The sequence below is a fragment of the Paraburkholderia fungorum genome (assembly GCF_902833645.1).
GTDB classification, from domain to species: Bacteria; Pseudomonadota; Gammaproteobacteria; order Burkholderiales; family Burkholderiaceae; genus Paraburkholderia; species Paraburkholderia fungorum.
Genome location: NZ_CADFGE010000012.1, coordinates 66179 through 91856, shown reverse-complemented (window position 1 = coordinate 91856; position 25678 = coordinate 66179). Strand labels below are relative to the sequence as shown.

28 protein-coding genes are annotated in these 25678 nt (G+C 61.4%); 2 read left to right on the top strand and 26 right to left on the bottom strand.

Features of this window, described 5'->3' with window-relative positions; translation table 11 throughout:
* Window positions 1-41 precede the first annotated feature (41 nt).
* The 22 genes from nagZ to HWX91_RS30175 form a co-directional block, all read right to left on the bottom strand.
* On the bottom strand, window positions 42-1070 hold the full coding sequence (gene nagZ / locus HWX91_RS30280; protein WP_028199190.1) for a beta-N-acetylhexosaminidase: 1029 nt from the start codon (window positions 1068-1070) through the stop codon (window positions 42-44).
* Between the two features lie 68 nt (window positions 1071-1138).
* Entirely contained in the window at window positions 1139-1582 is a 444-nt protein-coding gene (gene acpS / locus HWX91_RS30275) for a holo-ACP synthase (protein ID WP_028199191.1), read from the bottom strand.
* 16 nt (window positions 1583-1598) lie between these two features.
* A complete protein-coding gene (pdxJ, locus tag HWX91_RS30270; RefSeq protein ID WP_028199192.1) occupies window positions 1599-2363 on the bottom strand; it encodes a pyridoxine 5'-phosphate synthase in 765 nt (254 codons plus the stop codon).
* The gene (gene recO / locus HWX91_RS30265; protein ID WP_028199193.1) at window positions 2360-3292 is read right to left on the bottom strand and encodes a DNA repair protein RecO; all 933 of its coding nucleotides are present in this window, start codon (window positions 3290-3292) and stop codon (window positions 2360-2362) included. Before recO ends, pdxJ begins: the two co-directional genes overlap by 4 nt.
* Window positions 3279-4178: a GTPase Era gene (gene era, locus HWX91_RS30260; RefSeq protein ID WP_028199194.1), complete on the bottom strand. Its 900-nt coding sequence runs from the start codon at window positions 4176-4178 to the stop codon at window positions 3279-3281. Before era ends, recO begins: the two co-directional genes overlap by 14 nt.
* 55 nt (window positions 4179-4233) lie before the next feature.
* A complete protein-coding gene (rnc, locus tag HWX91_RS30255) occupies window positions 4234-5463 on the bottom strand; it encodes a ribonuclease III (protein ID WP_028199195.1) in 1230 nt (409 codons plus the stop codon).
* Window positions 5464-5638: 175 nt separating this feature from the next.
* A complete protein-coding gene (gene lepB / locus HWX91_RS30250; protein ID WP_028199196.1) occupies window positions 5639-6532 on the bottom strand; it encodes a signal peptidase I in 894 nt (297 codons plus the stop codon).
* An 18-nt stretch (window positions 6533-6550) separates the two neighbouring features.
* The gene (gene lepA, locus HWX91_RS30245; RefSeq protein ID WP_028199197.1) at window positions 6551-8344 is read right to left on the bottom strand and encodes a translation elongation factor 4; all 1794 of its coding nucleotides are present in this window, start codon (window positions 8342-8344) and stop codon (window positions 6551-6553) included.
* Window positions 8345-8612: 268 nt separating this feature from the next.
* On the bottom strand, window positions 8613-8876 hold the full coding sequence (locus tag HWX91_RS30240) for a glutaredoxin family protein (protein WP_028199198.1): 264 nt from the start codon (window positions 8874-8876) through the stop codon (window positions 8613-8615).
* On the bottom strand, window positions 8873-10390 hold the full coding sequence (locus tag HWX91_RS30235; protein WP_028199199.1) for a DegQ family serine endoprotease: 1518 nt from the start codon (window positions 10388-10390) through the stop codon (window positions 8873-8875). Before HWX91_RS30235 ends, HWX91_RS30240 begins: the two co-directional genes overlap by 4 nt.
* 37 nt (window positions 10391-10427) lie before the next feature.
* Window positions 10428-11471, bottom strand: a complete 1044-nt coding sequence (locus tag HWX91_RS30230) for a MucB/RseB C-terminal domain-containing protein (protein ID WP_028199200.1) — start codon at window positions 11469-11471, stop codon at window positions 10428-10430.
* 4 nt (window positions 11472-11475) lie between these two features.
* The gene (locus tag HWX91_RS30225) at window positions 11476-12102 is read right to left on the bottom strand and encodes a sigma-E factor negative regulatory protein (protein WP_028199201.1); all 627 of its coding nucleotides are present in this window, start codon (window positions 12100-12102) and stop codon (window positions 11476-11478) included.
* An 82-nt stretch (window positions 12103-12184) separates the two neighbouring features.
* Window positions 12185-12784 (bottom strand): RNA polymerase sigma factor RpoE, encoded by a 600-nt coding sequence (rpoE, locus tag HWX91_RS30220; RefSeq protein ID WP_006051939.1) that lies wholly within the window; start codon window positions 12782-12784, stop codon window positions 12185-12187.
* A gap of 101 nt (window positions 12785-12885) precedes the next feature.
* Window positions 12886-13269, bottom strand: a complete 384-nt coding sequence (locus HWX91_RS30215) for a protein YgfX (protein ID WP_028199202.1) — start codon at window positions 13267-13269, stop codon at window positions 12886-12888.
* 117 nt (window positions 13270-13386) lie between these two features.
* Window positions 13387-14625 (bottom strand): beta-ketoacyl-ACP synthase II, encoded by a 1239-nt coding sequence (gene fabF / locus HWX91_RS30210; protein WP_028199203.1) that lies wholly within the window; start codon window positions 14623-14625, stop codon window positions 13387-13389.
* Between the two features lie 232 nt (window positions 14626-14857).
* Entirely contained in the window at window positions 14858-15097 is a 240-nt protein-coding gene (acpP, locus tag HWX91_RS30205; RefSeq protein WP_004197638.1) for an acyl carrier protein, read from the bottom strand.
* 151 nt (window positions 15098-15248) lie between these two features.
* Window positions 15249-15998 carry a 3-oxoacyl-ACP reductase FabG gene (gene fabG, locus HWX91_RS30200; RefSeq protein ID WP_028199204.1) on the bottom strand — a complete coding sequence of 250 codons (750 nt, stop codon included), beginning with the start codon at window positions 15996-15998 and terminating at the stop codon, window positions 15249-15251.
* Between the two features lie 72 nt (window positions 15999-16070).
* Entirely contained in the window at window positions 16071-17006 is a 936-nt protein-coding gene (fabD, locus tag HWX91_RS30195) for an ACP S-malonyltransferase (protein ID WP_028199205.1), read from the bottom strand.
* 111 nt (window positions 17007-17117) lie between these two features.
* Window positions 17118-18107: a beta-ketoacyl-ACP synthase III gene (locus tag HWX91_RS30190; protein WP_028199206.1), complete on the bottom strand. Its 990-nt coding sequence runs from the start codon at window positions 18105-18107 to the stop codon at window positions 17118-17120.
* Window positions 18107-19213, bottom strand: a complete 1107-nt coding sequence (gene plsX, locus HWX91_RS30185; protein WP_028199207.1) for a phosphate acyltransferase PlsX — start codon at window positions 19211-19213, stop codon at window positions 18107-18109. Before plsX ends, HWX91_RS30190 begins: the two co-directional genes overlap by 1 nt.
* A gap of 171 nt (window positions 19214-19384) precedes the next feature.
* Window positions 19385-19564: a 50S ribosomal protein L32 gene (gene rpmF, locus HWX91_RS30180; RefSeq protein ID WP_018421288.1), complete on the bottom strand. Its 180-nt coding sequence runs from the start codon at window positions 19562-19564 to the stop codon at window positions 19385-19387.
* Between the two features lie 101 nt (window positions 19565-19665).
* Window positions 19666-20310, bottom strand: coding sequence for a DUF177 domain-containing protein (locus HWX91_RS30175; RefSeq protein WP_028199208.1), 645 nt, complete (start codon window positions 20308-20310; stop codon window positions 19666-19668).
* Window positions 20311-20581: 271 nt separating this feature from the next.
* Between HWX91_RS30175 and HWX91_RS30170 the strand changes: the two genes are divergently transcribed.
* Window positions 20582-21199 (top strand): Maf-like protein, encoded by a 618-nt coding sequence (locus HWX91_RS30170; protein ID WP_028199209.1) that lies wholly within the window; start codon window positions 20582-20584, stop codon window positions 21197-21199.
* Window positions 21196-21915 carry an SAM-dependent methyltransferase gene (locus tag HWX91_RS30165; protein ID WP_028199210.1) on the top strand — a complete coding sequence of 240 codons (720 nt, stop codon included), beginning with the start codon at window positions 21196-21198 and terminating at the stop codon, window positions 21913-21915. The genes HWX91_RS30170 and HWX91_RS30165 overlap by 4 nt, the downstream gene beginning before the upstream one ends.
* A gap of 122 nt (window positions 21916-22037) precedes the next feature.
* On the opposite strand, the gene HWX91_RS30160 is transcribed toward HWX91_RS30165, so the two are convergent.
* The 4 genes from HWX91_RS30160 to HWX91_RS30145 are packed head-to-tail and all read right to left on the bottom strand — an operon-like array spanning window position 22038 to window position 25163.
* Window positions 22038-23042, bottom strand: coding sequence for a S49 family peptidase (locus HWX91_RS30160; RefSeq protein WP_028199211.1), 1005 nt, complete (start codon window positions 23040-23042; stop codon window positions 22038-22040).
* A gap of 33 nt (window positions 23043-23075) precedes the next feature.
* On the bottom strand, window positions 23076-23480 hold the full coding sequence (locus HWX91_RS30155; protein ID WP_028199212.1) for a Rieske (2Fe-2S) protein: 405 nt from the start codon (window positions 23478-23480) through the stop codon (window positions 23076-23078).
* On the bottom strand, window positions 23477-24136 hold the full coding sequence (locus tag HWX91_RS30150) for an HAD-IIIA family hydrolase (RefSeq protein ID WP_028199213.1): 660 nt from the start codon (window positions 24134-24136) through the stop codon (window positions 23477-23479). Before HWX91_RS30150 ends, HWX91_RS30155 begins: the two co-directional genes overlap by 4 nt.
* Window positions 24129-25163 (bottom strand): RluA family pseudouridine synthase, encoded by a 1035-nt coding sequence (locus HWX91_RS30145; protein WP_028199214.1) that lies wholly within the window; start codon window positions 25161-25163, stop codon window positions 24129-24131. The genes HWX91_RS30150 and HWX91_RS30145 overlap by 8 nt, the downstream gene beginning before the upstream one ends.
* Window positions 25164-25678 lie beyond the last annotated feature (515 nt).

Sequence of the window (25678 nt, the reverse complement as noted above, 5' to 3'; positions counted from 1 at the left end):
TTGATCCGCTGGTCCGCTGATTACCGGTTGCGCATCTGGATTTATGCGAACGCGCTGCGCAGCAAGGCCTGCGCTTGCAGATACTGCGGCTCGGCAACCAGCTTGCTCCATTTAAGCGCCTTGCCGCGCGGACGCATGCGCTTAAGCCGCTGCTGTGACTCCTTCGACGGCGTGAAGCGCAGCGCATCCAGCACCTTCTCCGCCTCGTCCGGCTGATTGCAGATCAGCACCATGTCGCAACCGGCCTCCAGCGCCGCGCTCGCGCCTTCCGTCAGTGTGCCGCCCTGGCGCGCGGCTTCCATCGAGAGATCGTCGCTGAACACAGCGCCCTCAAAGCGCAATTTTTTGCGCAAGATGTCCTGCAGCCAGACACGCGAGAAACCCGCCGGCTTCGAGTCGACTTGCGGATAAACCACATGGGCGGGCAACACGGCGCCAAGCGACACACCGAGCCAGTCGTACGGTGCCACGTCGTCGCGCAAAATTGCTTCGAGCGAACGGTCATCGACCGGCATGGCAACGTGCGAGTCCGCATGCGCAAAGCCGTGCCCCGGGAAATGCTTGCCGCAATTGCTCATGCCGGCCAACGCAAGGCCGTGATTCAGGCTCTTCGCCAGCAAGGCCACGACGCGCGGATCGCGATGAAACGAGCGATCGCCGATCACCTGCGACTGGCCGTAATTCAGATCGAGCACCGGCGTAAAACTCATATCGATGCCGCACGCGCGCAATTCAGCCGCAAGGATATAGCCGACCGCGGTGGTCACTTTGGTGGCGTGCAGCACGTCGCTGTCCCACAATGCACCGAGCTTGCCCATCGCCGGCAGCACGGTAAAGCCGTCGGTGCGAAAGCGCTGCACGCGGCCGCCTTCGTGGTCGACCGCAATCAGCAGATCGTCGCGGATCGCGCGAATCGAATCGGTGAGCGCGATCAGTTGCGCGCGGCTTTCGTAATGGCGCGCGAACAGGATCACGCCGCCGGTCATTGGATGCGCAAGGCGGCGTTTATCGTCGTGATTCAGCGTGGTGCCGACCACGTCGAGCATGACCGGTCCGGGAGTGGTTTTCATCGGTTTTCGCTAGAAAAAGCCTGAGAGCAAAGAAAGACACGGCCGACGTGCGCCGCGTTCAAGATTTTTTATTCGTCGCTGGCGGGCGGGCGCGGGGCAGGGGGCTCTTGCACCACCGCTCCTGTTTCAGCAATCACGAAGGACACGGCGTAATCGCGTTCGTCGCTGATCGTCACACGTGCCGTGATGCCGCGCGCGTCGAGCCATTCAGCCAGTTCGCCCGATGCCACCACCATCGGTTCGCCGCTCGGCTTGTTGAGCGTTTGCAGCGCACGCCAGGTCATCGGCCAGCGCATGCCGAGGCCGATCGCTTTCGAAAATGCTTCCTTGGCCGAGAATCGCGTGGCGAGAAATGCAAGTCCACGGGCCGCTGAGCGCGCATGGCGTGCGTGATAAACGCGCAGTTCGTCCGGACCGAGCACTTTCTCCGCAAAGCGGCCATTGGTGCGCGTCATCACCGCGGCCACGCGGCTGACCTGAACGATGTCCGTACCGATGCCGTAGATCGTCATGGGCGGCGCCGCGGCATTACGCGCTTGCGCCGAGACGCGCGGCGACCATGATCGCCTTCATCTCGCGCACGGCGTTGTCCCAGCCCGCGAAAATCGCATGCGCGACGATCGCGTGGCCGATATTCAACTCGACGATACCTTTGATCGCGGCGATCTGCTGAACGTTGGTGTAATGCAGCCCGTGACCCGCGTTGACCTTGATGCCGAGCGTGGCGCCGAACTCGACCGCGCGCACCACGCGCTCGTACTCGCGCTGCTGCTCGGCGGGGTCGTGCGCTTCGGCATAACGGCCGGTGTGCAATTCGATCACCGGCGCCCCGGCTTCATGCGCGGCACGGATTTGCGTTTCGTCCGGATCGATAAAGAGCGACACCCGCGAGTTCGCAGCGGCGAGTTGCTTGCATGCGGCGCGCACGGCTTCGAACTGACCGGCAACGTCGAGACCGCCTTCAGTCGTCAATTCCTGACGCTTTTCCGGCACGAGGCACACGTCGTGCGGCTGCACCTCGCACGCGATGTCGAGCATCTCCTGCGTGACCGCGCACTCCAGATTCATGCGGGTTTTCAACAGCGGACGCAGCTTGCGCACGTCGGCATCGACGATATGGCGACGATCTTCGCGCAGATGCAGCGTGATGACATCGGCACCCGCCTCTTCGGCCATCAACGCGGCGCGGATCGGATCCGGATAAGAGGTGCCGCGCGCGTTGCGCAGCGTGGCGACGTGATCGATGTTCACGCCCAGGTCAATCACATTCGGCGACGTAAGAAAGAAGCTCATAAGTTCTGCAAGTCGATCAGTATCTGGCGCGTCGCGAGCGGCGTGCCGCCAAGGTAGGTGTTGAGCAGAAAGCGCATCAGCGTTTTGCTTTGCGCTACCGTCTGCGCTCGATGGTAATCGTCCTTTTCCATATCGAGCAAGGTCTGTCCGGCGATGACCGGCCATTGCGCGGGCAGGTCGTCGGAGGCCTCGCGCACGCCGCGCTCCGGATCGAACACATAGCGGCCGTCGGCCTGCACGGCTCTGCGTGAGACGGTGCGATCGAGCGCCATCGCATAACCGGTTTCCCGCAGCAGCACACATTCGAACGAACGCAGCACCTGCACGGGCGGTTCATCATGCGCGAGGCGCGTCATGGTGACGACGTAGTGATGGAACAGTTGTGGATGCGGGTCTTCACGCGCGCAGAATTTGACCAGCAATTCGTTGACGTAGAAACCGCAGAGCAGCGCGTCGCCCGCTAAAGGCAACATGCCACCAACCCATTCGGCGCCGGTCAGCGTGCGCACTTCGGATTTGCCGGACCAGGACAACGCGAGCGGCTGGAAGGTCTGCAGCACGCCGCGCAACGCGGAGTGCGGACGCTTCGCGCCCTTCGCGACGAGTGCGAGCCGGCCGTGATCGCGTGACAGCACGTCGATGATCAGACTGGTCTCACGGTACGGATAGCTATGCAGGACGAAAGCGGGTTGCTCGGCGATCCGGTAATCGGAAGCGGAAGTGCGCGGCGCACGGCGCGCGGGCGCTTTGCGCGGCTCGCCTTCGGCGCCTTGGACAGCGCTTTGAGCACCCTGAGTGTTTCTGGCGCCCGAGGAAATTTTTCTGGCACTGCGCGCGGGTTTGGACGGCTCGCGCGCCGGCACTGCCGGCGCCGCGTCGTCCGGGTCAGCGTCGGAATTCAGCGTCATCCACGCGTCATTCGTACCCATACGCACGGAGTCCGGCTTCGTTGTCAGCCCAGCCGCTCTTCACCTTGATGAAGGTTTCCAGATACACCGGGCCGTCGAACAGCTTTTCCATATCGAGGCGTGCTTCGGTGCTGATCTGCTTCAGCTTGGCGCCCTTCTGGCCGATGATCATCGCCTTCTGCGTATCGCGCTCCACCAGGATGGTCGCGAAAATACGCCGCAGACGCCCTTCGGTTTCGAACTTGTCAATCAGCACGGTGCTCGTGTACGGCAGTTCGTCACCTGTCCAACGAAACACTTTTTCGCGCAGGATTTCGGCGGCAAGAAAGCGCTCACTACGATCGGTCAGGTCGTCTTCGCCGTAGATCGGCGCGCCTTCCGGCAGGAACGGTTTGATCGTCTCCAGCAAACGCTTGATGTCGTCCGGATTCTTCGCCGACAGCGGCACAATCTCGTTGAACTGACGCAGGGCGCTCACCTGCTGCATGAACGGATACAGCGAATCCTTATCCGCCACGCGATCGAGCTTGTTCGCGATCAGCAGTGTGGGCACCGACGGCGGAATCAGGTCGAGCACCTTCTGGTCGTCCGGGCCGAAGCGGCCAGCTTCGATCACGAACAGAATCGCGTCGACCGAACTCAGCGTGGACGTGACCGCGCGGTTGAGCGAGCGGTTCAGCGCGCCGCTGTGTTTGGTCTGGAAACCCGGCGTGTCGACGAAGATGTACTGCGCGTCTTCAAACGTGTGAATGCCGGTGATGCGATGGCGGGTAGTCTGCGCCTTGCGCGACGTGATACTGACCTTCTGGCCGACCAGCGCGTTCATCAGCGTGGACTTGCCGACGTTCGGGCGGCCGACGATCGCGACCATGCCGCAGCGAAAACCAGTGGGAGTGGGAGCGTTCATATTCGGGCTACGGCAAGTTCAGATCGACGCGCGCGGATTGGCGTGCCGATGGCATTCAATGGCCCGCATCGGCGACGCGGGTTTGCGCCGCGTCGGCTACGCCGGGTTCGTGTTCGATGGGTGCCGGCACGGCGGGCGTGGGCACGGCTGCGCCGGGTGTGGTGTCCCGGCTGCGGTGTTTGTCGGCGATGCGGACAGCGGCTTCCGATTTGGCTTCTGCAGGCTTTGCGCCTTCGGATCTGGTCTCACCAGATTTGGCGTCCAGCTTGTCGACTGACTTATCTGCCGCCGCTTTGTCAGCAGGTTTGTCACTCACGTGAGCCATTGCCCGGTCCGTTCTTTCCGACCTGTCCGTGCGCTCCGACTTGTCCTGTCCGCTGTATTCCACGTGTGCGGCCCGAATTACGGCCAGCGGCGCGGAGGTCACAACAGCGGGCTCAGCCACCGGCGCAGTACGGGTCTCGCCTCGCCCAGCCCCCCGCTCGTTCTTGCGATCCGGGCTGCGCAAATCGAGCGCGGCCTGCACGCCGGTCACACCGGGCACGATCTCCTGTTCGGCGTTCTTCGCAGCACGAGCGCCTTTCGAACGCTTGGGCTTGGCAACCACGGCAGGCGCCGCGGCCATCACCTCGTCAAGCGCCTTCTTGGCCGCAGCCTGCTCAGCCGCGCGACGGCTCGCACCGGAACCAGACACCTTGACGTCCAGCTTGGGCACCGTGCATTCGACTTCAAATTGTTGATTGTGCGCCGCACCATGCGTTGCAACAACCGTGTATGTGGGCAACGCGATCTTGTGACCCTGCAGGTATTCCTGCAGCAGCGTCTTGGCGTCTTTGCCGAGCGTGCGCGGGTCGATGTGATCGAGAATCGGCACGTAAAGACGCTTGATGACCGTTTGCGCGGCATCGAAGCCGCCGTCGAGAAACACCGCGCCCAGCACGGCTTCCAGCGTGTCTGCAAGGATCGACGGGCGGCGGAAGCCGCCGCTGCGCAATTCGCCTTCACCAAGGCGCAGGCCTTCGGAAATATTAAGGGCCTGAGCAATCTCGTAGAGCGACTGCTGCTTGACCAGATTGGCGCGGACGCGCGACAGATCGCCTTCGTCCAGTTTGCCGAAACGTTGGAACAAAAGCGCAGCCACCGCGCAATTCAGGACGGAGTCGCCGAGAAACTCGAGCCGTTCGTTATGCGTGGAACTATGACTGCGGTGCGTTAAAGCCTGGCGCAACAATTCCGCATTGCGAAATTCGTAGCGCAGACGGCTTTCCAACGGAGATAGGGGCATGGGCAGAGTATAACGCGGGCGCCTGTCCCGGCGAAAACGCGGGACGGCCAGCGGAAAAAGCATGGTGAAGCGACGTTACCGCAGATTCTTAAAGTAGCGTGCTAACACGCCGCGACCGATGTGCCCTAAGTGTGGGCCACCTGCGCGGCGTGTCGTGCAATCAAGGCATGCGTGCTCAGTGGAATGGGCCGATGCGTTTCAGATCGCTGAAGTTCATCCAGATAAAAAACGCGCGACCCACAATATTCTTGTCCGGCGCGAAACCCCAGTAGCGGCTATCCGCGCTGTTATCGCGGTTGTCGCCCATCATGAAGTAATTGCCAGGCGGCACTTTGCAGATCACGCCGCGTGCGTTGTACGTGCAGTTATCGCGATACGGATAATCTTCTGCGCCGACGATGAACGGCGGCACAGCCGGGTTGTTCAGAATCGCGTTCTTGCGGCCGTCGATATCTTCTTCGAATTGCTTGGCGTAGCCGAGGCGTTCTTCGTCGAGATAGTCAGGCAGCGGCGTTTCCGGTACGGGCTTGCCGTTGATCGTCAGTTGCTTGTCCTGATAAGCGACCGTGTCGCCCGGCAGGCCGATCACGCGCTTGATGTAGTCGACGGACTCGTCTTTCGGGTAGCGGAACACCACCACGTCGCCACGCTCGAGCGGGCGGCCTTCAGTGACCTTCGTGTTGGTGATCGGCAGACGCAGACCGTAGTCGAATTTATTGACGAGGATGAAGTCGCCCACCAGCAGCGTCGGCACCATCGAACCCGACGGAATCTTGAAGGGTTCCACCACGAACGAGCGCACCACGAACACCACCAGAATCACCGGGAAGAAGCTCGCCGAATACTCGAGCCACCAGGGCTGACGCAGCTTGTCGTCACGCAGACGGGCGCGTGTTTGCGCCGCGTTTTCGTCGGCGAAACGTTCGCCGACGCGTGCCTGCTGGCGATCGAACTCCGCGACCACGGCGTCCGCCGCGCGGCGCCGTTGCGGCATGAAAACCAGTTTGTCTGCGACCCATGCGACGCCCGTCAAAATGACGAGCACAAAAAGAATCAGCGCAAAATTCATAGGGTTCCGTTGTTCGTCTTATTTGTCTTCGACACGCAGAATCGCGAGGAAAGCCTCTTGCGGAATCTCGACGGACCCGACCTGCTTCATTCGCTTCTTGCCTGCCTTTTGCTTTTCCAGCAGTTTCTTCTTACGGCTAATATCGCCGCCGTAGCATTTTGCCAGCACGTTCTTACGCAACGCTTTAATGTTCTCGCGGGCGATAATATTCGCACCGATGGTCGCCTGGATCGCCACGTCGTACATTTGACGCGGAATCAGCTCCCGCATTTTCGACGCCACTTCGCGGCCGCGATACTGGCTCTGCGAACGGTGCACGATCACGGACAATGCATCCACCTTGTCGCCGTTGATCAGCATGTCGACCTTCACGACATCCGCCGCGCGGTATTCCTTGAACTCGTAATCCATCGACGCATAACCGCGCGAGATCGACTTCAGACGATCGAAGAAATCGAGCACGACTTCGCCCATCGGGATTTCATAGGTCAACTGCACCTGACGGCCGTGATACTGCATGTTGATCTGCGTGCCGCGCTTTTGCGTGCACAGCGTGATCACCGAGCCGACATAGTCTTGCGGCATGTACAGATTGACGGTGACGATCGGCTCGCGCACTTCCTCGATCTTCGAGGGTTCCGGCATCTTGGCCGGATTTTCGACCATGATGGTCGTGCCGTCGCGCTGCAGGACTTCGTACACGACGGTCGGCGCCGTGGTGATCAGGTCCATGTCGAACTCGCGCTCGAGCCGCTCCTGCACGATTTCCATGTGCAGCAGGCCGAGGAAGCCGCAACGGAAACCGAAACCGAGTGCCTGCGACACTTCGGGCTCGTACATCAACGAAGCGTCGTTCAGCTTCAGCTTTTCCAGCGAATCGCGCAGCGCGTCGTACTGGTTCGCTTCGACCGGATAGAGGCCTGCGAACACCTGCGGCTTCACTTCCTTGAAGCCCGGCAGCGGCTCGGGAGCAGGACGATTCACCAGCGTAACGGTGTCGCCCACCTTCGCGGCGGCCAACTCCTTGATACCGGCGATGATGAAGCCCACCTGCCCAGCGGACAGCGATTCGAGGTTTTTCGACTTCGGCGTGAACACGCCGACATGCTCGACCGGGTACTGTGCACCTGTCGCCATCATGCGGATCTTGTCTTTCGGACGCAGCGTGCCGTTGACGATACGCACCAGCATCACAACGCCCACGTAGTTGTCGAACCAGGAGTCGATGATCAGCGCTTGCAGCGGTGCTTCCGGGTCGCCCTTGGGCGGCGGCACCTTGGCGATCAGCGCTTCGAGCACGTCTTCCACACCGAGGCCGGTCTTCGCGCTGCAATGCGTGGCGTCGGTTGCGTCGATGCCGATCACGTCTTCGATTTCCGCGATTGCGTTCTCGGGATTCGCAGCCGGCAAATCGATCTTGTTGAGTACCGGAATCACGTCGACGCCGAGTTCGATCGCCGTGTAGCAATTGGCCACGGTTTGCGCTTCCACGCCCTGGCTTGCATCGACGACCAGCAACGCGCCTTCACAGGCGGACAGCGAGCGGCTGACTTCATACGAGAAGTCGACGTGGCCCGGCGTGTCGATCATGTTCAGGTTATAGATCTGCCCGTCACGGGCCTTGTACGTCAGTGCAGCAGTTTGCGCCTTGATGGTGATGCCGCGCTCGCGCTCGAGATCCATCGAGTCGAGCACTTGAGATTCCATCTCACGGTCGGACAAACCACCGCAAATCTGGATGATGCGATCGGCGAGCGTCGACTTGCCATGGTCGATGTGCGCAATGATCGAGAAGTTACGAATATGATCCATTCAGTGCCGATCAAGCAAAAAAGGCGCGCTCGGACAATAGCGGAGCACGCCTTGTAAGTAGGTGAAAAACCTATCTATTTTAGCCGAAAAGGCTGTCGCCCGGCGCATCTTGCGAGGCTCGGGCGGAAAAGACGGCTCAGGAGAGGCGTGAAACGGGGTGTGGACGACGCATGTTCGCATCTGGTTTGAGCCCTTAATCCGGCTTCAGATGCATGGACTCCAAATACGTGGAAACCAGCCAGATGCAAGGCTCCTAACGCGCGGATCCCTAAGGCGCCGCCGCAAAACGTGCGGCGAGCGCGGTACGAACCCGCGCCGCATCAAGATGATAGTGACACAGTTCGACGCCGTCGCAGACCAGAACCGGCACCAGTTCGTTATAACGGGCTTCCAGCACCGGATCCGTGTCGATGTCGATCACGACGACCTGCGCGCCGAATTCAACCAGTAAAGGCTCAAGTGCGGCACGCATGTCGTCGCACAGGTGACACCACGCGCGCCCGTATAGCGTGAGCGGCGCCACTCCCGTCATTTCTGAGTGCTGCGCGGGCGAATCGGCACGAACTGCGTGTTCTCGCCACGACGAACCAGCAGCGCGACCATCTTCTGCGAGTCGAGGTGCGAAATCACTTCGTCGAACTGTTTCGCGCTCGTGATATCCGTATCGCCCACACGCAAGACGATGTCGCCCTTTTGCAGTCCGACGCGCACCGCCGGGCCATCTACCGCGTCGATCTGCACACCGTTGCGCAGCTTCAGCGCCTTCATCTGATCAGCCGGGATATCGCTGACAGCAAGACCCAACACGTTCGTGGCGCGCTGCTTCGGCGCCGGCGGCTTTTTATCATCCGCCTTGATGGTCTTGTCCGGCTGCATCTCGGCAATCGTGACCGGCAAATCGCGCGTCTGACCCTTGCGCCAGATCGTAATGGTCGACTTGGTGCCCGGCTTGGTATCGCCAACCATGCGCGGCAGATCCGTTGCCGTGTCGACCGAATGGCCGTTGAACTTGAGGATGATATCGCCAGGCTGCACGCCGGCCTTGTCCGCCGGACCGCCCGGCTCGACGCTGCTGACCAGCGCGCCCTGCGCCTTCGGCAGACCGAGCGAGTCGGCCACGTCTTTCGTCACCTCGCCGATCGCCACAGCGATCCGGCCGCGCACGACCTTACCCGAAGTTTTCAACTGATCGGCCACGCGCATCGCCTCGTCGATCGGAATCGCGAAGGAAATACCCATGAAGCCGCCGGTACGGCTATAAATCTGCGAATTGATGCCGATCACTTCGCCCTGCATATTGATCAGCGGACCGCCTGAATTACCCGGGTTGACGGCTACGTCGGTCTGGATGAACGGCAGATAGTCGCCCGTGTCGCGCCCTTTGGCGCTGACGATACCGGCCGTCACGGTGTTCTCGAGGCCGAACGGCGAACCGATCGCGACCACCCATTCGCCCACCCGGACCTTGTTCGAATCGCCGATCGTGATGGTCGGCAAATTAGCGGCGCTGATCTTCACGACGGCAACATCGGTCCGATCGTCCACGCCAATCAGTTTGGCCTTGAATTCGCGCTTGTCGGTGAGCGTGACGTAAATCGTATCCGCGTCGTCCACGACGTGCGCGTTGGTCATCACGTAGCCGTCAGCCGACAGAATGAAGCCCGAGCCAACACCGCTGTTCTGTTCGGCATCGCTGTTATCCGGCGAGTCCTGGCTGCCGCCGCTCCCGCTCCCGCCGTTATCGCCACCGCGCGGCGAACCCGGCGATTGAGGCGACTGCGGCAACGGAATACCGAAGAAGCGACGGAAAAACTCCGACATATCGCCGTCGTCCATGCCGGGCGGCAATCCGCCACGGGCACCGCTGTTCGACACGCGCGTGGTGGTGCGAATGTTGACGACGGCTGGGCCGACCTTGTCGACGAGGTCAGTGAAGTCGGGCAGATTGGCTGCTGCAGGAGCCGCCGACGCCGTGTGCGGCATGAGCGGCAAACACGCCACTACCACCGCGGCCGCGAGGAATTTGCGCACCGAGAAAGTCGTCATATCGTAGCAAGCCGAGGGATTCGTGTGATTCGGAAGATTACTTCGGAGCTTTATATTCTATGGCAGACGCAAATTGCTGCAATGTGGTCTGGGGCACTTCACCAAGCAGGGTAATCCAGAAGTCGCCGCGCCGCTTGACTAGCACGTGCGTGGCGCCACTGCTGCCCGCCCCTTCCTTGCGAGTATTGTTCTCGACCGGTTCGACAAACACCGAAATGGCCGCGAGGCCGTCGGAGAACACTGCCTGATCGACCGGAATGGTCGGTTGGCCCGCGTCGCGCGCAGCCATGGGGCGACGCAACTCGCGAATCTTGTGGAAGCCCGGCACGGTCGGCGTGATCAGCCAGCCTTGCGCGGCCATATCGACCGGCTCCACCGGCGGCCGCACTACCGTCCAGCCCGCCAGATTACGAATGCCGTTGATAATGGGAGTCTTGTCGACCGGCACACCGATACGAATCTGCGAAAACGACAATTGCTCGAGCACCTGACCGCTCGGGTCAAGCGTTTGTGCGCGCAGTAGCAGGCCGGTCTTCTTGTCGGCCCACAGCTTGTAAGCAAAACGGTATGCGTCTTTCGGGTCGAGCTCGATCACCTGGCTGTCGATACCCGCGACGCGGTCGTCGCCAAGCAGCTTCGGCTCGTACACGGACAGCACCTGCTCGCCGCTTACGGCCAGCAGTGCGGGGAACGAATCCTTGTTCTGGCGCTTCTCGACCACACACAGATGCCGCTCCGGCACGAACGTGTAGAGATCTTCGTTATGGCGAAGCATTTTGCGCGGCTTGCCGTCGAGGCTTTCGAGTTGCTCGAATTCGCCGTCAGCACGGGTCGCGTAGTGCGAAATCCGCGACGTTTGAACAAAATTGCCGCGCTGATAGACGAACGCGCCCTCGTAGTTCTGCTGCTGGGCGGCCTGATGAATGCGATCGAGCAGCTCCGCAGCCGTGCGACGGGCAACGAGTGGATCGTCGGTTTGGGCAAAGACCCGCGGTGTAGCGGACAACAATACGGCTGCGCAGAACAGAAATGCCGGCAGCCGCCCCCAGATAGTCGTTTTAATCAACCGCGGAGTCTGCATCAAACTATTGGCCTTGCGTAGAAACTGCGGCAGCGCGAATCAGCGGCATCGAGCCCGGCATGACCGGCTGCTGCGCGAATTGCTGATGCGCTTCCAGATACTGATCGAGACTTGCGTCACGAATGATGTTGGCGTCTTGCGCGACCGGCTGGACCGTCGCGACAGGCACCGATGCCATGGCCACGCGTTGCAGCGAATCGCCATGTGACTGGAGCGACGCGACCTGCGCAACGCCTGGACCGCCCGGCACGCCTTGCAGTTGCGGCACAACGATCCACGTCAGCGTGGCGGCGGCAGCGGCAACTGCGAAGGCCGGCACAACACGGCGGCGCAGCGCCAGCAAACGACGCGCAACCGGCATGGCAGCCGGCGCGAGCAGGTGCGGCTCGTCGTCGAAACGCGCGGCAAAACCGCTCAGGAACGCGCTGCTCGCCGCCGGGCTGACCGCCAGATCGTCGGAGCGCAATGCGTCGCCGATCAGGTGATAGCACGACCAGGCGGCACGATCCTCGCCACCCAGTTCGGAAACAAACGTGTTCAGATGCTCTTCGCCGAACAGCTCACCGTCGACAAAAGCGGACAGACGCTCGCCGCGCGAGCTGGCTTGCGATTGCATCGAGACCGACCCCATGATGCTCCCCATCTTACGAATACCCCGTAGTGACACCACTAATCCAGATATTGCACCCGCGCCCCGTCCGGCGAGCCAGTGTTTACCAGCGCTTGCCTTCAGGTGTGTCAAGCAACGGACGCAATTTTGCCGCAATGGCTTCGCGAGCACGGAAAATTCGTGATCTGACTGTGCCAATTGGGCAACCCATCATCTCAGCGATTTCCTCGTAACTCAAACCTTCAATTTCACGAAGAGTAATGGCGGTGCGCAACTCTTCCGGTAAAACCGCCATCGCAGCATTGACCGTCTCAGCGATCTGCTTGCTCATCAACATCGACTCGGGCGTGTTGATATCCCTTAGTTGGTCGGCGTCCGAGAAAGTTTCAGCTTCTTCAGCATCTGCTTCGGTCGAAGTCGGCGCGCGCCGCCCCTGGGTCGCAAGGTAGTTCTTAGCCGTATTGACGGCAATCCGGTACAACCACGTATAAAAAGCCGATTCCCCACGAAACTGCGGCAACGCCCGGTACGCCTTGATAAAGGCGTCCTGGGCGACGTCTTCCACTTCGGCCGGGTCGCGCACGAGGCGCGAGATCAGCCGGAGAATCTTACGGTGGTATTTGGAGACCAGAAGCTCGAACGCGGCCTTGTCGCCCTTCTGGACGCGCTCGACCAGCACCTGATCAATTTCTTTTTCGCTCACCTGATAAATCCGTTAACTATAGGGCGCATGGCGGGGGACCATTGTAGCGTCCCCATCATCGCGGCACGTTACTCCGGTAACAGCGGTTACAGTCGTTACAGTCACGCACCGGCGCCATGCCGGCCCAGCACGGCGAGCTCCCGGAAAACGGGCGCTGGAAGCGCGTCGGCGGCAAGAAGTAACGTGCGGGAGCGCCCGTGGTCCGGCGCCAGCGCCAGAACGAGCAGGCGCCCGCTCCATTGCGAACAGCCGGCAATGCGGCCCTGCGTCAGCAAACCACCTGCCCGGTCCCAGGCAGACAGACCGTCCGGGCCGATTTTCAGCGCGACGGGTTGCGCATGCTCATGTTTTACCGCGCAGAGCATCAGCAGCGCCCACACGGCAAACGTCAGCGGAACCGCCTGCCACGCGCCCAGATGCGCGGCGAAACAGCGATAGGCAGCCAGCGTCGCGATCAGGATGAACACCCCCGAAGCGGCGCGCATGGCGGCGGAAGGCCGCAACGCAATGCGTTGCGACGCTCCGCCGAACGTTGCCGATCCGGGGGGAACCGCCGGGCAAGCCGGCGTTTTCGACTGACGTATCACCAAACGATCAGGCGATCAGGCGCGCTTGAAGACGAGCGTGCCGTTCGTGCCGCCGAACCCGAACGAGTTCTTCAGCGCGACGTCGATCTTCATCTCCCGCGCGGTGTTCGCGCAGTAGTCGAGATCGCAGGCCGGATCCTGATTGAAGATGTTGATCGTCGGCGGCGACACCTGATGATGCACGGCCAGCACGGTGAACACAGACTCCAGACCGCCGGCGCCGCCCAACAGGTGACCGGTCATCGACTTGGTCGAATTCACGACCATGTCTTTGGCGTGGTCGCCGAAAGCGCGCTTGATGCCGGTGGTTTCAGCCAGGTCGCCAAGCGGCGTGGACGTGCCGTGCGCGTTCAGATAATTCACCTGATCGGCGTTGATGCCCGCGTTCTTCATCGCGGCCAGCATACAGCGGCGCGCGCCGTCGCCGTCTTCCAGCGGCGCGGTCATGTGATAGGCGTCGCCGCTCATCCCATAGCCGCTGACTTCGGCGTAAATCTTCGCGCCGCGTGCCTTCGCGTGTTCGTACTCTTCGAGCACCATCACGCCAGCGCCCTCACCCAGCACGAAACCGTCGCGGTCTTTGTCCCACGGACGGCTCGCCGTTGCCGGATCGTCGTTGCGTTGCGACAGCGCACGGGCCGCCGCAAAGCCGCCGATACCGAGCGGCGACACGGTGGACTCCGCACCGCCGGCGATCATCACGTCGGCGTCGCCGTATTCGATCAGGCGTGAAGCCTCGCCGATACAGTGCAGACCCGTGGTACATGCGGTCACGATCGCCAGATTCGGACCCTTGATGCCGAACTTGATCGACAGATGGCCCGAGATCATGTTGATGATCGACGCCGGCACGAAGAACGGCGAAATACGGCGCGGGCCGCGGTTCAGCAGTTCGGTTTGCGTCACTTCGATCATCGGCAGGCCGCCGATGCCCGAACCGACCACCACGCCGATGCGCTCCGAATTCTCGTCGGTGACTTCGAGGCCGCTGTCCTGCATCGCCTGGATGCCGGCTGCGACGCCGTAATGGATGAACGTATCCATGTGGCGCGCTTCCTTACCGGGAATGTAGTCCTCGATATTGAAGCCCTTCACCTCGCCGGCGAAACGAGTCGAAAAGTTCGACGCATCGAACTTCGTGATATTGGCAATACCCGACTTGCCGGCGACCAGATTGGCCCAGCCGTCGGCAACATTATTGCCAACAGGCGAAATCAGCCCCAGGCCTGTAACAACAACACGACGGCGGCTCACGGTAACCCCTTTTTCATAGATGACAAAAGCAAAAGCCACAGCGGCCACAGGAACTTGCCCTGTGTGCCCTGTGGCTGTTTATCTCGGCAATCGCGCGGAAAAATGCGCTGTCAACATCGCTTGCTCCTGCATGGCAACCGGCGCCGCAAAAAGCGCCAGCCCTGCTGGCGCCGGAAACCGGCACGGCAGAGCGTCATACGCCGCCAACGCAGAAACGCAGGCGCGAATGACTTTAGGCCTTGACGTTCGCGCGAGCGTAGTCGATCGCTTGTTGAACGGTGGTGATCTTCTCGGCTTCTTCATCCGGAATTTCCATGCCGAATTCGTCTTCGAGGGCCATCACGAGTTCAACGGTGTCGAGCGAGTCGGCGCCGAGGTCGTTCACGAACGAAGCTTCGTTCTTGATCTCAGCTTCTGCAACGCCCAGTTGTTCTGCGACGATCTTCTTGACGCGCTGTTCGATATTGTCCATTACCCCTCCAAGGGAAAAGAAGTTCAAAAATACAGGTGCGCGCATTTTATCAGGTTTGACCCGGCAAAAAAGCGGCGCATCGGGTTCCTGTCAAGGCATGCGCCTTACGCTTTTGCAAACGCATCAAGGCGCGGATAGTAACCGAATTTGGTTACGACATGTACATTCCGCCGTTCACATGCAGTGTCGTGCCGGTGATATACCCCGCTTGCGGCGATGCAAGGAACGCCACGGCATGCGCGATATCGTCCGGACTGCCAAGGCGGCCGAGCGGAATCTGCGTTTTCAGCGCGGTTTGCTGATCTTCCGGCAGGGTCTTGGTCATGTCGGTATCGATGAAGCCCGGCGCAACGCAATTCACCGTGATGCCACGGCTGCCGATCTCACGCGCCAACGCACGCGTCATGCCCGCAACGCCCGCTTTCGCGGCGGCATAATTGACCTGCCCCGGGTTGCCGGCCGAGCCGACCACCGAGGTAATGTTGATGATACGGCCGCCCTTCGCCTTCATCATCGGGCGCAGCACCGCGCGCGACAGACGAAAAACGGACTTGAGATTGGTGTCGATCACCGCATCCCAGTCGTCGTCCTTCATGCGCATGGCGAGCTGATCCTGCGTGATCCCGGCATTGTTCACCAGCACGTGCAGCGCGCCGAACTCCTTCACGGTGCCGTCGATCAGCGCTTCGGCAGCGGCAGCGTCGTTCACGTTGAGCACCGCGCCGCGGCCGCTCACACCGGCTGCGTTAAAGGCTTCGCTGATCGCCGCCGCGCCGCTTTCGCTGGTTGCCGTGCCGATCACCGTCGCGCCCTGGCGCGCCAGCTCCATCGCGATCGCACGGCCAATGCCGCGCGACGCGCCCGTCACGATTGCGATTTGCTTGTCGAGAGTCTTTTCCATCTGTCAGTCCGGATGCCCTTTCGAAGGGCTGGTTGGTTCTTGAGGCCGAGCCTGCGCCGTATGAAGCGGCGTTCAGGCCGCCGTCACGAGCTTGAGCGTTTCTTCGAGCGAAGCCGGGTCGAACACCGAAGCGCCGACCAGATTGCCGTCGATGCGCTTCGTCAAGCCTGCGAGGACCTTGCCAGGACCGCATTCGATCACGTGCGTGACGCCTTGCGCCGCCATTGCCTGCACGCTTTCGACCCAACGCACCGGACCTGCTGCCTGGCGCACCAGCGCGTCCTTGATCTTGGCCGGCTCGTTGACCACCGCGACGTCGACGTTGTTGAGCACCGGAATCGACGGCACTTGCACGTCGACTCCAGCCAGATATTCGCGCAATTGATCCGACGCCGGCTTGAGCAGCGACGAGTGAAACGGTGCCGAAACCGGCAGCGGCAGCGCGCGCTTTGCGCCCTTTGCCTTCGCGACTTCGCAAGCCTTTTCGACTGCGGCCTTGTGACCCGCGATCACGACTTGCGCCGGCGCGTTGAAGTTCACCGCTTCGACAACGCCGGCGACCGACGCTTCGGCACAAACCGCGCGCACCGTATCGTCATCGAGGCCGAGAATCGCGGCCATGCCGCCCACGCCGACCGGCACCGCCGTTTGCATGGCTTGCGCACGAAAACGCACGAGCGGCACGGCATCGCGGAACGCGATCGCGCCCGCCGCGACCAGCGCCGTGTATTCGCCGAGGCTATGACCGGCGACGATGGCCGGCTTCGGGCCGCCCGCCTGCTGCCACGCGCGATAAATCGCATACGCGGCGGTCAGCATGACAGGCTGGGTATTGGTGGTGAGGTTCAGATCTTCGGCGGGGCCTTCGGCAATCAGCTTGCCGAGGTCCTGATTGAGCGCATCGGATGCTTCCTGAACCGTCTCACGCACGATTGCGTGATCGGCGAATGCGTTGAGCATGCCGACCGACTGCGAACCTTGCCCAGGAAAAACGAACGCAAATTTCATATCGTCCCCAAAATCGATGTTGTCAGATGTGGGTGGCACGCCCGGTTGATCGCGGGCGCGCTCAAGCGTAATGGAGCGCCGCGAAGAGCGCCCGCCATAACGTCGCCGCTATCAGTAGCGGATAACTGACGCGCCCCACGTGAAGCCGCCGCCGACACCTTCGATCAGCACGTTCTGGCCGCGCTTGATGCGGCCGTCGCGCACCGCGACGTCGAATGCGAGCGGAATGGACGCAGCCGACGTATTGCCGTGTTCGCCCACCGTGACGACCATGCGCTCCTGCGGCAAGCCAAGCTTGCGACAGGTGCTTTGCATGATGCGGATATTGGCCTGGTGCGGAATCAGCCAGTCGATCTGTTCGGCCGACAGATTCGCTTTTGTGAGTGCTTCGACCGCGACCTTTTCGAGCACATTGACCGCGAGCTTGAACACCGCCTGCCCATCCATATGCAGGAACGCGCTGCCCTCGATCACACCGCCGTTCACATTGCCCGGCGTGCACAGAATGTTCGAGTGACTGCCATCGGCGTGCAAAGCGCTCGCCAATACGCCCGGCTCTTCGGACGCCTGCAGGATCACCGCGCCGGCGCCGTCGCCGAACAGCACGCAGGTGGTGCGGTCCTTGAAATCGAGAATGCGCGAGAAGGTTTCCGCGCCGATCACGAGCGCCGTGCGATGCTGACCGCTGCGAATAAAGCTGTCCGCCGTCGCAACCGCATAAGCAAAGCCGGAACAGACGGCCTGCACGTCGAATGCCGCGCCGTGATTCTTGATACCGAGCTTGTTCTGCAACAGACACGCCGTGCTCGGAAACACAAAGTCGGGCGTGGAGGTTGCAACGATGATCAGATCGATGGATTGCGGATCGATATCAGCCGCTTCGATCGCACGCTGCGAGGCGATCAGCGCAAGATCGCTGGTGGTGACATTGGGTTCAGCGAAATGGCGCGCGTGGATGCCCGTGCGGGCAACGATCCATTCGTCGCTGGTTTCAACGCCCTCTCTGGCGAGACGTTCGGCCAGATCCTGGTTGGTGACGCGTCCGGGCGGCAGGTAGCTGCCGGTCCCCAGCACACGGGAGTAAATTGTTGATTGAGCCATTATGCCTTCGAGGATTGCGCAGCGTAGGGCTCGGCCGGCTGGCCTGCGATCGGGCTTGCGTGGCCCGCACCGCTTGCGTCGCGCGCCGCCTGTTCGAGAGAACCTGCATTCTCTTCCATTGCTCGCGCAAGGCGCTCCAGCACGCCGTTTTTGACGGCATCATACCCGCGTTTGATAGCCCACTCAAACCCGTAGGCATCCGCCGAGCCGTGGCTCTTGATCACCAGCCCACGCAGGCCCAGCAACGCGGCACCATTGTATTGCCGATGATCGACCCGTTTCTTGAAACGCATCAATACCGGCATTGCGAGCACCGCCATCACCTTGGTGAGCCACGAGCGGCCGAACTCTTCCTTGATGATGTTGGTCAGCATCTGGGCGAGACCTTCCGACGTCTTCAGCGCGACATTGCCGACAAACCCGTCACAGACGATTACGTCAACCGTGCCTTTGAAGATGTCGTTGCCTTCGACGTTGCCGTGGAAGTTAAGTGTACTCGCGCGCAGCAGTTCGCCGGCACGTTTGATGGTTTCGTTGCCCTTGATGACTTCTTCGCCGATGTTGAGCAGCCCGATGGTGGGCCGCTCCTTACTCTCGAGCGCGGACACGAGCGCGTGCCCCATCTCCGCGAACTGCAGCAGATGCTGCGGCTCGCAGTCGACGTTAGCGCCCAGATCGAGCATCATCGTATATCCATCGGGATTCGGCAGCGCGAACGCGATGGCCGGGCGTTCGATGCCCGACAGCGTTTTCAGCACATAGCGGGAGACCGCCATCAGCGCGCCGGTATTGCCGGCGGAAATACAGGCTTGCGCCTCGTTTTCCTTGACGCGATTCAGCGCCACGCGCATGGATGAGTCTTTTTTCTTGCGCAGCGCGACTTCGACCGGATCGTCCATGGCGACGATCTCGGAAGCAGGTACGACGGTCAGCGCCGGCAGGTCCTGAGCCTTCAACTTTTTCAGCTGCGCACGAATCGCACCCTCAATGCCGACGAGCAACAGCTCAGCATCAGGATGCGAACGAACGAAGTTGACGGCAGCGGGAACGGTCACGGACGGGCCGTGGTCGCCTCCCATGCAATCTATCGTGAGCTTTACTGTCATGGAGTGCGACGAATTTCAGGCTCCCTGCATGGGACCGCAGTGAGCGCCAAAGCGCCAATTGCAATCGACACAAAAAAGCGGCAGATGAATGCCGCCTTTTTGCCGAGCCGGGAAAATGTCAAGCGAGCTGATCGCCACGCGAAACGCCAAGGGCGCAACGCAGTGAGACGATTAGTCGTTCTTCGTCTTGACGACTTTCTTACCGCGATAGTAGCCGTTCGGGCTGATGTGGTGACGCAGATGCACTTCACCCGTGCTCGGCTCGACGGCCAGCGGCGCTGTCGTCAGGAAATCGTGCGAACGGTGCATGCCGCGCTTCGACGGCGACTTCTTATTTTGTTGAACTGCCATGACTAACTCCTAAAAATTTTCCGAATTCTAACACAGCCCGACCCGGTGTCCGCCATCGACCGAATGGCCAATGCGCCCGCTTCGCGCTCCCATGCAACTGTTCAGTGCTTCTTGTCGCCCGGCTCACCGCGCTTGAGACTTTCGAGCGCAGCAAACGGATTGGGCCGTTCGGGTTCACCACCCTCAGCAGCTTCGTCCGCCGCAGCCTCGTCGCCGTCGCCTTCTGTACCGGCCACACCAGAGACGAGGCTCTCGTGCACTTCGGGACACACCTCGTGCTTGGGCACGAGCGGCAAGGAAAGCAGCAACTCTTCTTCGATCAAGTCGATGAGATCGAACTGGCGCGAGCCTACGATCACTTCGACTTCATCCTCGTCGAGCGGAAACTCTTCGGCTTCCGCCTCAGTGTTGACGATCCGGTAAGTTGCGTCGACGTTGAACGACTGTAAATACGGTGTCATGCACCGCTGACATTCGAGCCATGCAGCGCCGTGAATCGCCAGCCTCAAATAAGGCTGCGGACCCTCGGTGCCGTCGTCCTGCAATTCCGGCTGCGTCGCCCCTTCGGCTTGCCAGGTGAACGCGGTATCGCGGTCTGGCGCTTCTGCCGGGACTTCGTTTAACATGCGCGGCAGTTGCGAGACGCGCACGACACCCGCGGCCTGGCGCCCACTCCGCGCAAATTCGAACAGATCGATATCGTGCGGGTCGGACAGACCAGCAGGGTTGCCAGGATGTTGAGTCATGTGCGCTCCTGCGTCGGCAAGGATTTCGCCGGGGGGTAAATCGGTTTGCAAAGCGTCGGTTTGCGAAGCAGCCCACGGAACTCATGCGCTGCCGCATGCTAACCACACGGGCCTACTCAGGCGATGCCTGCGCGACCGCTTGTGCAATAGCATACCGATGAAAAGCCCGAAATCATATCCGTTTTGTCTTTTCGAGTCAAACACTTAAGCCCGTACACGTGCGATGCCCGCACAAGCCCGTACGACCCGCCTCTCTAGCCGTTGGTTGCACATGTCAGATTCCCTCAATCGCCCGCCACGCCTGATCCTGGCGTCGAGTTCACCTTATCGTCGCGAGCTCCTCCAGCGGCTGCGCATTCCGTTCGACGTCGTCGTGCCGGCAATCGACGAAACGCCGCTCGCCGGCGAATCGCCCGAGGTAACCGCCTTGCGCCTCGCCGAAGCAAAAGCCCGGGCGGTGGCCAAGGGACTTGGCGCCGGTGAAACCGCGCTCGTGATCGGCTCGGATCAGGTGGCCACTTACGACGGCCTGCAGATCGGCAAGCCCGGCACGCACGACAAGGCACTTATCCAATTGCAGGCCATGCGGGGCCGCGAGGTGTTATTTCATAGCGCACTCTGCCTGCTCGACAGCCGCTCGGGGGTGGCGCAAGCCGCCGACGTCATTACTCGCGTGCAGTTTCGCGATCTGCCGGACGCCGCGCTCGACGCCTATCTGCGCGCCGAAACCCCATACGACGTCGCGGGCAGCGCCAAATCCGAAGGCCTCGGCATCGCCCTGCTCGAAGCCATCCATTCGGACGACCCAACCGCGCTGGTCGGACTTCCGTTGATCGCACTGTCGCGCATGCTGCTCGCAGTGGGTTATCCACTTCTGGGGGCATCATGAGCGGCACGTTATATCTGATCCCGAACACGCTTGGTGAAGGCGACGCCGACGCCCTCGACGCCGTCCTGCCCGCGCCGGTGCGGGCGCGCGCCGCGTCGTTGCACTATTACATCGGCGAAAACGCGAAAACCACGCGCGCCTTCCTGAAGAAAGTCGGCACTGAAAAGCCGATTCAGGAAATCGAGATTCGCGAATTGAACGTCAATACACCGGCCGGCGAGATCGACAAGCTGCTCGCGCCTTTGCTGGCGGGCACGGACGCCGGCCTGGTATCCGAAGCCGGCTGCCCCGCGGTCGCCGACCCGGGCGCCCTGCTGGTGCGTCGCGCGCATGAGCGCGGCGTCAAGGTCGTGCCATTTGTCGGCCCGAGCTCAATTCTGCTCGCGTTGATGGCCTCCGGCCTGAACGGCCAGAGTTTTGCGTTCCACGGCTATCTGCCGGTCGACGCCACCGAACGGGCCAAGCGCCTGCGCGAGCTGGAGCAACAGTCGCGCAAAGCCAAACAGACGCAGATTTTTATCGAAACGCCTTACCGGAACAAGCCGCTGCTCGACACCTTGCTGGCAACGTGCGCGCCTTCCACGCTCGTTTGCGTTGCGGTCGATCTGACGCTGGAGACGGAAACCATCGCCAGCCGCAGCGTGGCCGACTGGAAGAAGAAACCGGCTATCGATCTGAACAAGCGGCCGGCCATTTTCCTGATCCTCGCCGTCTGATCGCCGCCTGATCGCTGCCGCATCTCAAGCGGATCAGCCTGCCGAGCCTTTGCCGGCGGCACAAAACAAAAAGCCCCGTGCGATCGAAAAAAAATCGACCGCACGGGGCTTTTCTCACCCGATCACCGCAGACTCATCTTCCCGCCCAGCGCCATTGCATGAACCGCGCCACTGCCGACCGCCGCGCCGAACTTGCGCGCCACGCGGTCCGTGATGCTTTCCTTGACCGTGTAGTCGACGATATCCGGCGCCTTGAAAAGGTCGCGAGCGACATAATCCGCATCGCCGAAACCATCGGCCAGACCCAGCTCGACACTCTTCTGGCCAGTCCAGAAGAGTCCGGAGAACATGTCCGGAGTCTCATGCAGGCGCTTGCCGCGCCCCTGACGCACGGCATCAATGAATTGGGCATGGATCTGATCGAGCATGTCCTGCGCATGTTCATCCATCTTCGGCGTTTCCGGCGAGAACGGGTCGAAAAAGCCCTTGTTCTCACCCGATGTGTGCAGCCGACGCTGGATCCCCAGCTTATCCATCAGACCGGTGAAACCGAAGCTGTCCATCAGCACGCCGATCGAACCGACGATACTCGCCTTGTCCACGTAAATCTTGTCTGCTGCCGCCGCCGCGTAATAGCCACCCGATGCGCACATGTCGCCGACCACCACATATAAGGGGATCGACGGATACTTGGCGCGCAGCCGGCGAATCTCGTTGTAGATAATGCCCGCCTGCACCGGACTGCCGCCCGGGCTGTTACAACGCAGGATCACGCCGGCCGTACCCGCGTCGTCGAATGCGCTTTCAAGCGCGGTGTTGATATCTTCCGCGTTCGCATTCGTATCAGCGGAGATTTCGCCGTCAAGCGTCACCATTGCCGTATGCCGGCCGGTGGTCGAAACTTTGTCGCCAGAGAAGCTGAACACACCCCATACCGCTACAAGCAGAACGACCAGGAACACAAAGCGGAAGAAAATCCTCCAGCGGCGTGCCGCACGCTGCTCGTTGATGGCCGCAAGCGCAATGCGCTCGAGCGCGGCGCGCTCCCAGCCCGGCTCATCGGCAGGCGTGCGGGGGCGGCCTGTCAGGGACGGTTCCTTCGGTTCGGGAGTCAAATTGTCAGACATGCGGTGCAGTGGAAAGATCGAAGAGGAGAAAAGTCAGGGCGTGACCGGGCGTAGTTCTCCGTCCGGCAGCCAGAATACGGCGCGGCCTTCAGGTGTGTCCCGTTCGTCGACCTGGACGGGACGCAAACGGCCGCCGCGGCACGGGCCGCCGACACATTTGCCCGTGTCAGGCGCATAAATCGCGCCATGTGTAGCGCACATCAAGTATAAACCGGACGATTCGAAGAACTGCCCTTCAGCCCAGTCGAGTTCCATCGGCACGTGCGCACAACGGTTCAGATAGCCGTATGCCCGGCCATCGTAGCGAACAAAAAATACCACGACGTCGCCGCCGCCGAACCTCGCCGCGCGCCGCACACCCGCGCCGCCGTCGACCAGCTCGTCGGACGCGCAAATGCGAACCGCCTCGGTCGCCGCCGCGGTCACACTCGTGCTCATGCGTTCTCTCGCAGCCAGCCAGACAGCGCGCTGACGCTGGAAGCGACGAATTTCGGCGACAACGCAGTCAGCGAGCCCGCAGGATGCGCGCCGTATGTGACACCAATACCCGCCACGCCCGCGTTGATCGCCATCTGTAGATCGTGCGTCGTGTCACCCACCATTACCGTGCGCACCGGATCCTGCCCCAGTTCGCGCGTAAGCTCGTGCAGCATGGCCGGATGGGGTTTCGAGAAGGTTTCGTCCGCACAGCGGGTGCCGTCGAACAGGCTCGTCAGCCGTGATTGATCAAGAGCGCGGTTCAGCCCGACGCGGCTCTTGCCGGTCGCCACCGCCAGCAAATACCCCTGATCGCGCAATTCCTGGAGCATCTCGCGCACGCCGGTGAACAGCTCGGTGGTCTGATCCTTCACCAGATAGTGGAAGCGGTAGCGCTCCGCCAGACGCGGGTAATCGGCCGGATCGAGCGTGGGCGCGGCGATTTGCAGCGCGTCGCGCAAGCCAAGGCCGATCACGTAGCTGGCAGCCTCATCGGCGGGAACCGGCAGACCGAGGTCGCGGCATGCCGACTGGATACTGCGCGTGATGTGCGCGGTCGAATCCATCAGCGTTCCGTCCCAGTCGAAGACGATCAGATCAAATTGCTCTCTAGCCATGCGGTGTCGTCTCCGGGTTTGACCCATTTCGTGATTCACGTAATTCATTGAGCTGCGCGATGAAGCTACGGCATTCGGCCGGCAGCGGCGCCTCGAACTGCACGGATTCGCCGGTTGCCGGATGCGTCAGCTTAAGACGGTATGCGTGCAGGAACATGCGCTTCAGGCCCGGCTTGGCGTTGGCCCGGGCCAGCGCCTTGTTCAGCGCGAAGTCGCCATACTTGGCGTCACCGACGATCGGCAGTTCCAGATGTTGCAGATGGACCCGAATCTGATGCGTGCGGCCGGTCTTCAGTTCCGCCTCAAGCAGTGCGTACTCGGGCCACCGGTCGATCAGGTTGAAAACCGTGTGCGACGCAAGGCCGTCGGCCTGGACGCGTACGCGCCTTTCACCGTCCGCGGTCAGATACTTGTGCAGCGGCTCCTTGACCGCGCGGCGGCGGCCCCAGTCGCTCGCCCATTCACCGTGAACGCACGCATAGTAGCGCTTATCCATCTTGTTCTCGCGAATCTGCTCATGCAGATTAACCAGCGCCGAGCGCTTCTTGGCGAGCATCAGGATGCCGGAGGTCTCGCGGTCGAGCCGGTGCACCAGTTCGAGGAACTTTGCCTGTGGCCGTGCTTCGCGCATCTGCTCGATCACACCGAACGCGACGCCGCTGCCACCGTGGACCGCCACGCCAGCCGGTTTGTCGATGACGAGCATATGCTCATCTTCAAAAATAATTTTGAAATCGCTGCTCGGCACCGGTGCCTGAGCGATCGCCTCGTTCGCCTGAGCGACACGAATGGGCGGTACGCGCACTAGATCGCCCAGTTCGAGGCGGTACTGCGCGTCTATCCGGCCCTTATTCACCCGCACTTCCCCGCTGCGCAGGATGCGGTAAATATGGCTCTTTGGCACGCCCTTACAGACGCGCAGGAGGAAGTTATCAATGCGCTGGCCGGCCGCACTGTCGTCGATCTCGATCATCGAGACCTGGTCGCTTGCGACCGATTTCTGGGATATTTTGCCTAACTCTTTCATTATGAATATAATTTGCCCAGCAGTCTGCGGCGGCCGGCGCAGTGTCCGGAATTCGGGCGGATTGCGCAGGCGCAAGCGATAAACCGTTATTTTACTTGCGCCGGGGTCTGGTTGCTCACCCTGAAAATGAGATGCAACATGTTGCACGCACGAGGTCAGTACCCGGCAGGGACGGCGCCCACAGGCGCGTTCGGTCAAGGTCAGCTTCGACGGTAACGGAATTTTGGTAAAAAAGAATTTAACTTTCAGCTTAGGTATCGGGCGGTCTGACGTCCTGCTGTAAGAAGCTGCGAGTTGCGAAAATACGGCGTGCGCCCGAGGCGTCTTGTAGAAAGTACAAGACATGGCGACGTCAAAATGAGGCGAGACACCCCCAGCGAGAAAAGACGCGCCGACTGCGCGAACTTCCCGCTGCGGCATGACCGCAGCCTTCGACCCTCCGGTCACGCGCCCAGTTGGCGCACCGGCGCGAGTGGACGCAAGGCTTATGAAGGTCTGCTGGCAGAACCCGCGGC

Excerpts from the sequence above, each read along its gene's own strand:
- nagZ (WP_028199190.1), bottom strand. The coding sequence starts at position 1,070 with ATGAAAACCACTCCCGGACCGGTCATGCTCGACGTGGTCGGCACCACG.
- acpS (WP_028199191.1), bottom strand. The coding sequence starts at position 1,582 with ATGACGATCTACGGCATCGGTACGGACATCGTTCAGGTCAGCCGCGTG.
- pdxJ (WP_028199192.1), bottom strand. The coding sequence starts at position 2,363 with ATGAGCTTCTTTCTTACGTCGCCGAATGTGATTGACCTGGGCGTGAAC.
- recO (WP_028199193.1), bottom strand. The coding sequence starts at position 3,292 with ATGGGTACGAATGACGCGTGGATGACGCTGAATTCCGACGCTGACCCG.
- era (WP_028199194.1), bottom strand. The coding sequence starts at position 4,178 with ATGAACGCTCCCACTCCCACTGGTTTTCGCTGCGGCATGGTCGCGATC.
- rnc (WP_028199195.1), bottom strand. The coding sequence starts at position 5,463 with ATGCCCCTATCTCCGTTGGAAAGCCGTCTGCGCTACGAATTTCGCAAT.
- lepB (WP_028199196.1), bottom strand. The coding sequence starts at position 6,532 with ATGAATTTTGCGCTGATTCTTTTTGTGCTCGTCATTTTGACGGGCGTC.
- lepA (WP_028199197.1), bottom strand. The coding sequence starts at position 8,344 with ATGGATCATATTCGTAACTTCTCGATCATTGCGCACATCGACCATGGC.
- HWX91_RS30240 (WP_028199198.1), bottom strand. The coding sequence starts at position 8,876 with ATGACGGGAGTGGCGCCGCTCACGCTATACGGGCGCGCGTGGTGTCAC.
- HWX91_RS30235 (WP_028199199.1), bottom strand. The coding sequence starts at position 10,390 with ATGACGACTTTCTCGGTGCGCAAATTCCTCGCGGCCGCGGTGGTAGTG.
- HWX91_RS30230 (WP_028199200.1), bottom strand. The coding sequence starts at position 11,471 with ATGCAGACTCCGCGGTTGATTAAAACGACTATCTGGGGGCGGCTGCCG.
- HWX91_RS30225 (WP_028199201.1), bottom strand. The coding sequence starts at position 12,102 with ATGGGGTCGGTCTCGATGCAATCGCAAGCCAGCTCGCGCGGCGAGCGT.
- HWX91_RS30215 (WP_028199202.1), bottom strand. The coding sequence starts at position 13,269 with ATGCGCGCCGCTTCGGGGGTGTTCATCCTGATCGCGACGCTGGCTGCC.
- acpP (WP_004197638.1), bottom strand. The coding sequence starts at position 15,097 with ATGGACAATATCGAACAGCGCGTCAAGAAGATCGTCGCAGAACAACTG.
- fabG (WP_028199204.1), bottom strand. The coding sequence starts at position 15,998 with ATGGAAAAGACTCTCGACAAGCAAATCGCAATCGTGACGGGCGCGTCG.
- fabD (WP_028199205.1), bottom strand. The coding sequence starts at position 17,006 with ATGAAATTTGCGTTCGTTTTTCCTGGGCAAGGTTCGCAGTCGGTCGGC.
- HWX91_RS30190 (WP_028199206.1), bottom strand. The coding sequence starts at position 18,107 with ATGGCTCAATCAACAATTTACTCCCGTGTGCTGGGGACCGGCAGCTAC.
- plsX (WP_028199207.1), bottom strand. The coding sequence starts at position 19,213 with ATGACAGTAAAGCTCACGATAGATTGCATGGGAGGCGACCACGGCCCG.
- rpmF (WP_018421288.1), bottom strand. The coding sequence starts at position 19,564 with ATGGCAGTTCAACAAAATAAGAAGTCGCCGTCGAAGCGCGGCATGCAC.
- HWX91_RS30175 (WP_028199208.1), bottom strand. The coding sequence starts at position 20,310 with ATGACTCAACATCCTGGCAACCCTGCTGGTCTGTCCGACCCGCACGAT.
- HWX91_RS30170 (WP_028199209.1), top strand. The coding sequence starts at position 20,582 with ATGTCAGATTCCCTCAATCGCCCGCCACGCCTGATCCTGGCGTCGAGT.
- HWX91_RS30165 (WP_028199210.1), top strand. The coding sequence starts at position 21,196 with ATGAGCGGCACGTTATATCTGATCCCGAACACGCTTGGTGAAGGCGAC.
- HWX91_RS30160 (WP_028199211.1), bottom strand. The coding sequence starts at position 23,042 with ATGTCTGACAATTTGACTCCCGAACCGAAGGAACCGTCCCTGACAGGC.
- HWX91_RS30155 (WP_028199212.1), bottom strand. The coding sequence starts at position 23,480 with ATGAGCACGAGTGTGACCGCGGCGGCGACCGAGGCGGTTCGCATTTGC.
- HWX91_RS30150 (WP_028199213.1), bottom strand. The coding sequence starts at position 24,136 with ATGGCTAGAGAGCAATTTGATCTGATCGTCTTCGACTGGGACGGAACG.
- HWX91_RS30145 (WP_028199214.1), bottom strand. The coding sequence starts at position 25,163 with ATGAAAGAGTTAGGCAAAATATCCCAGAAATCGGTCGCAAGCGACCAG.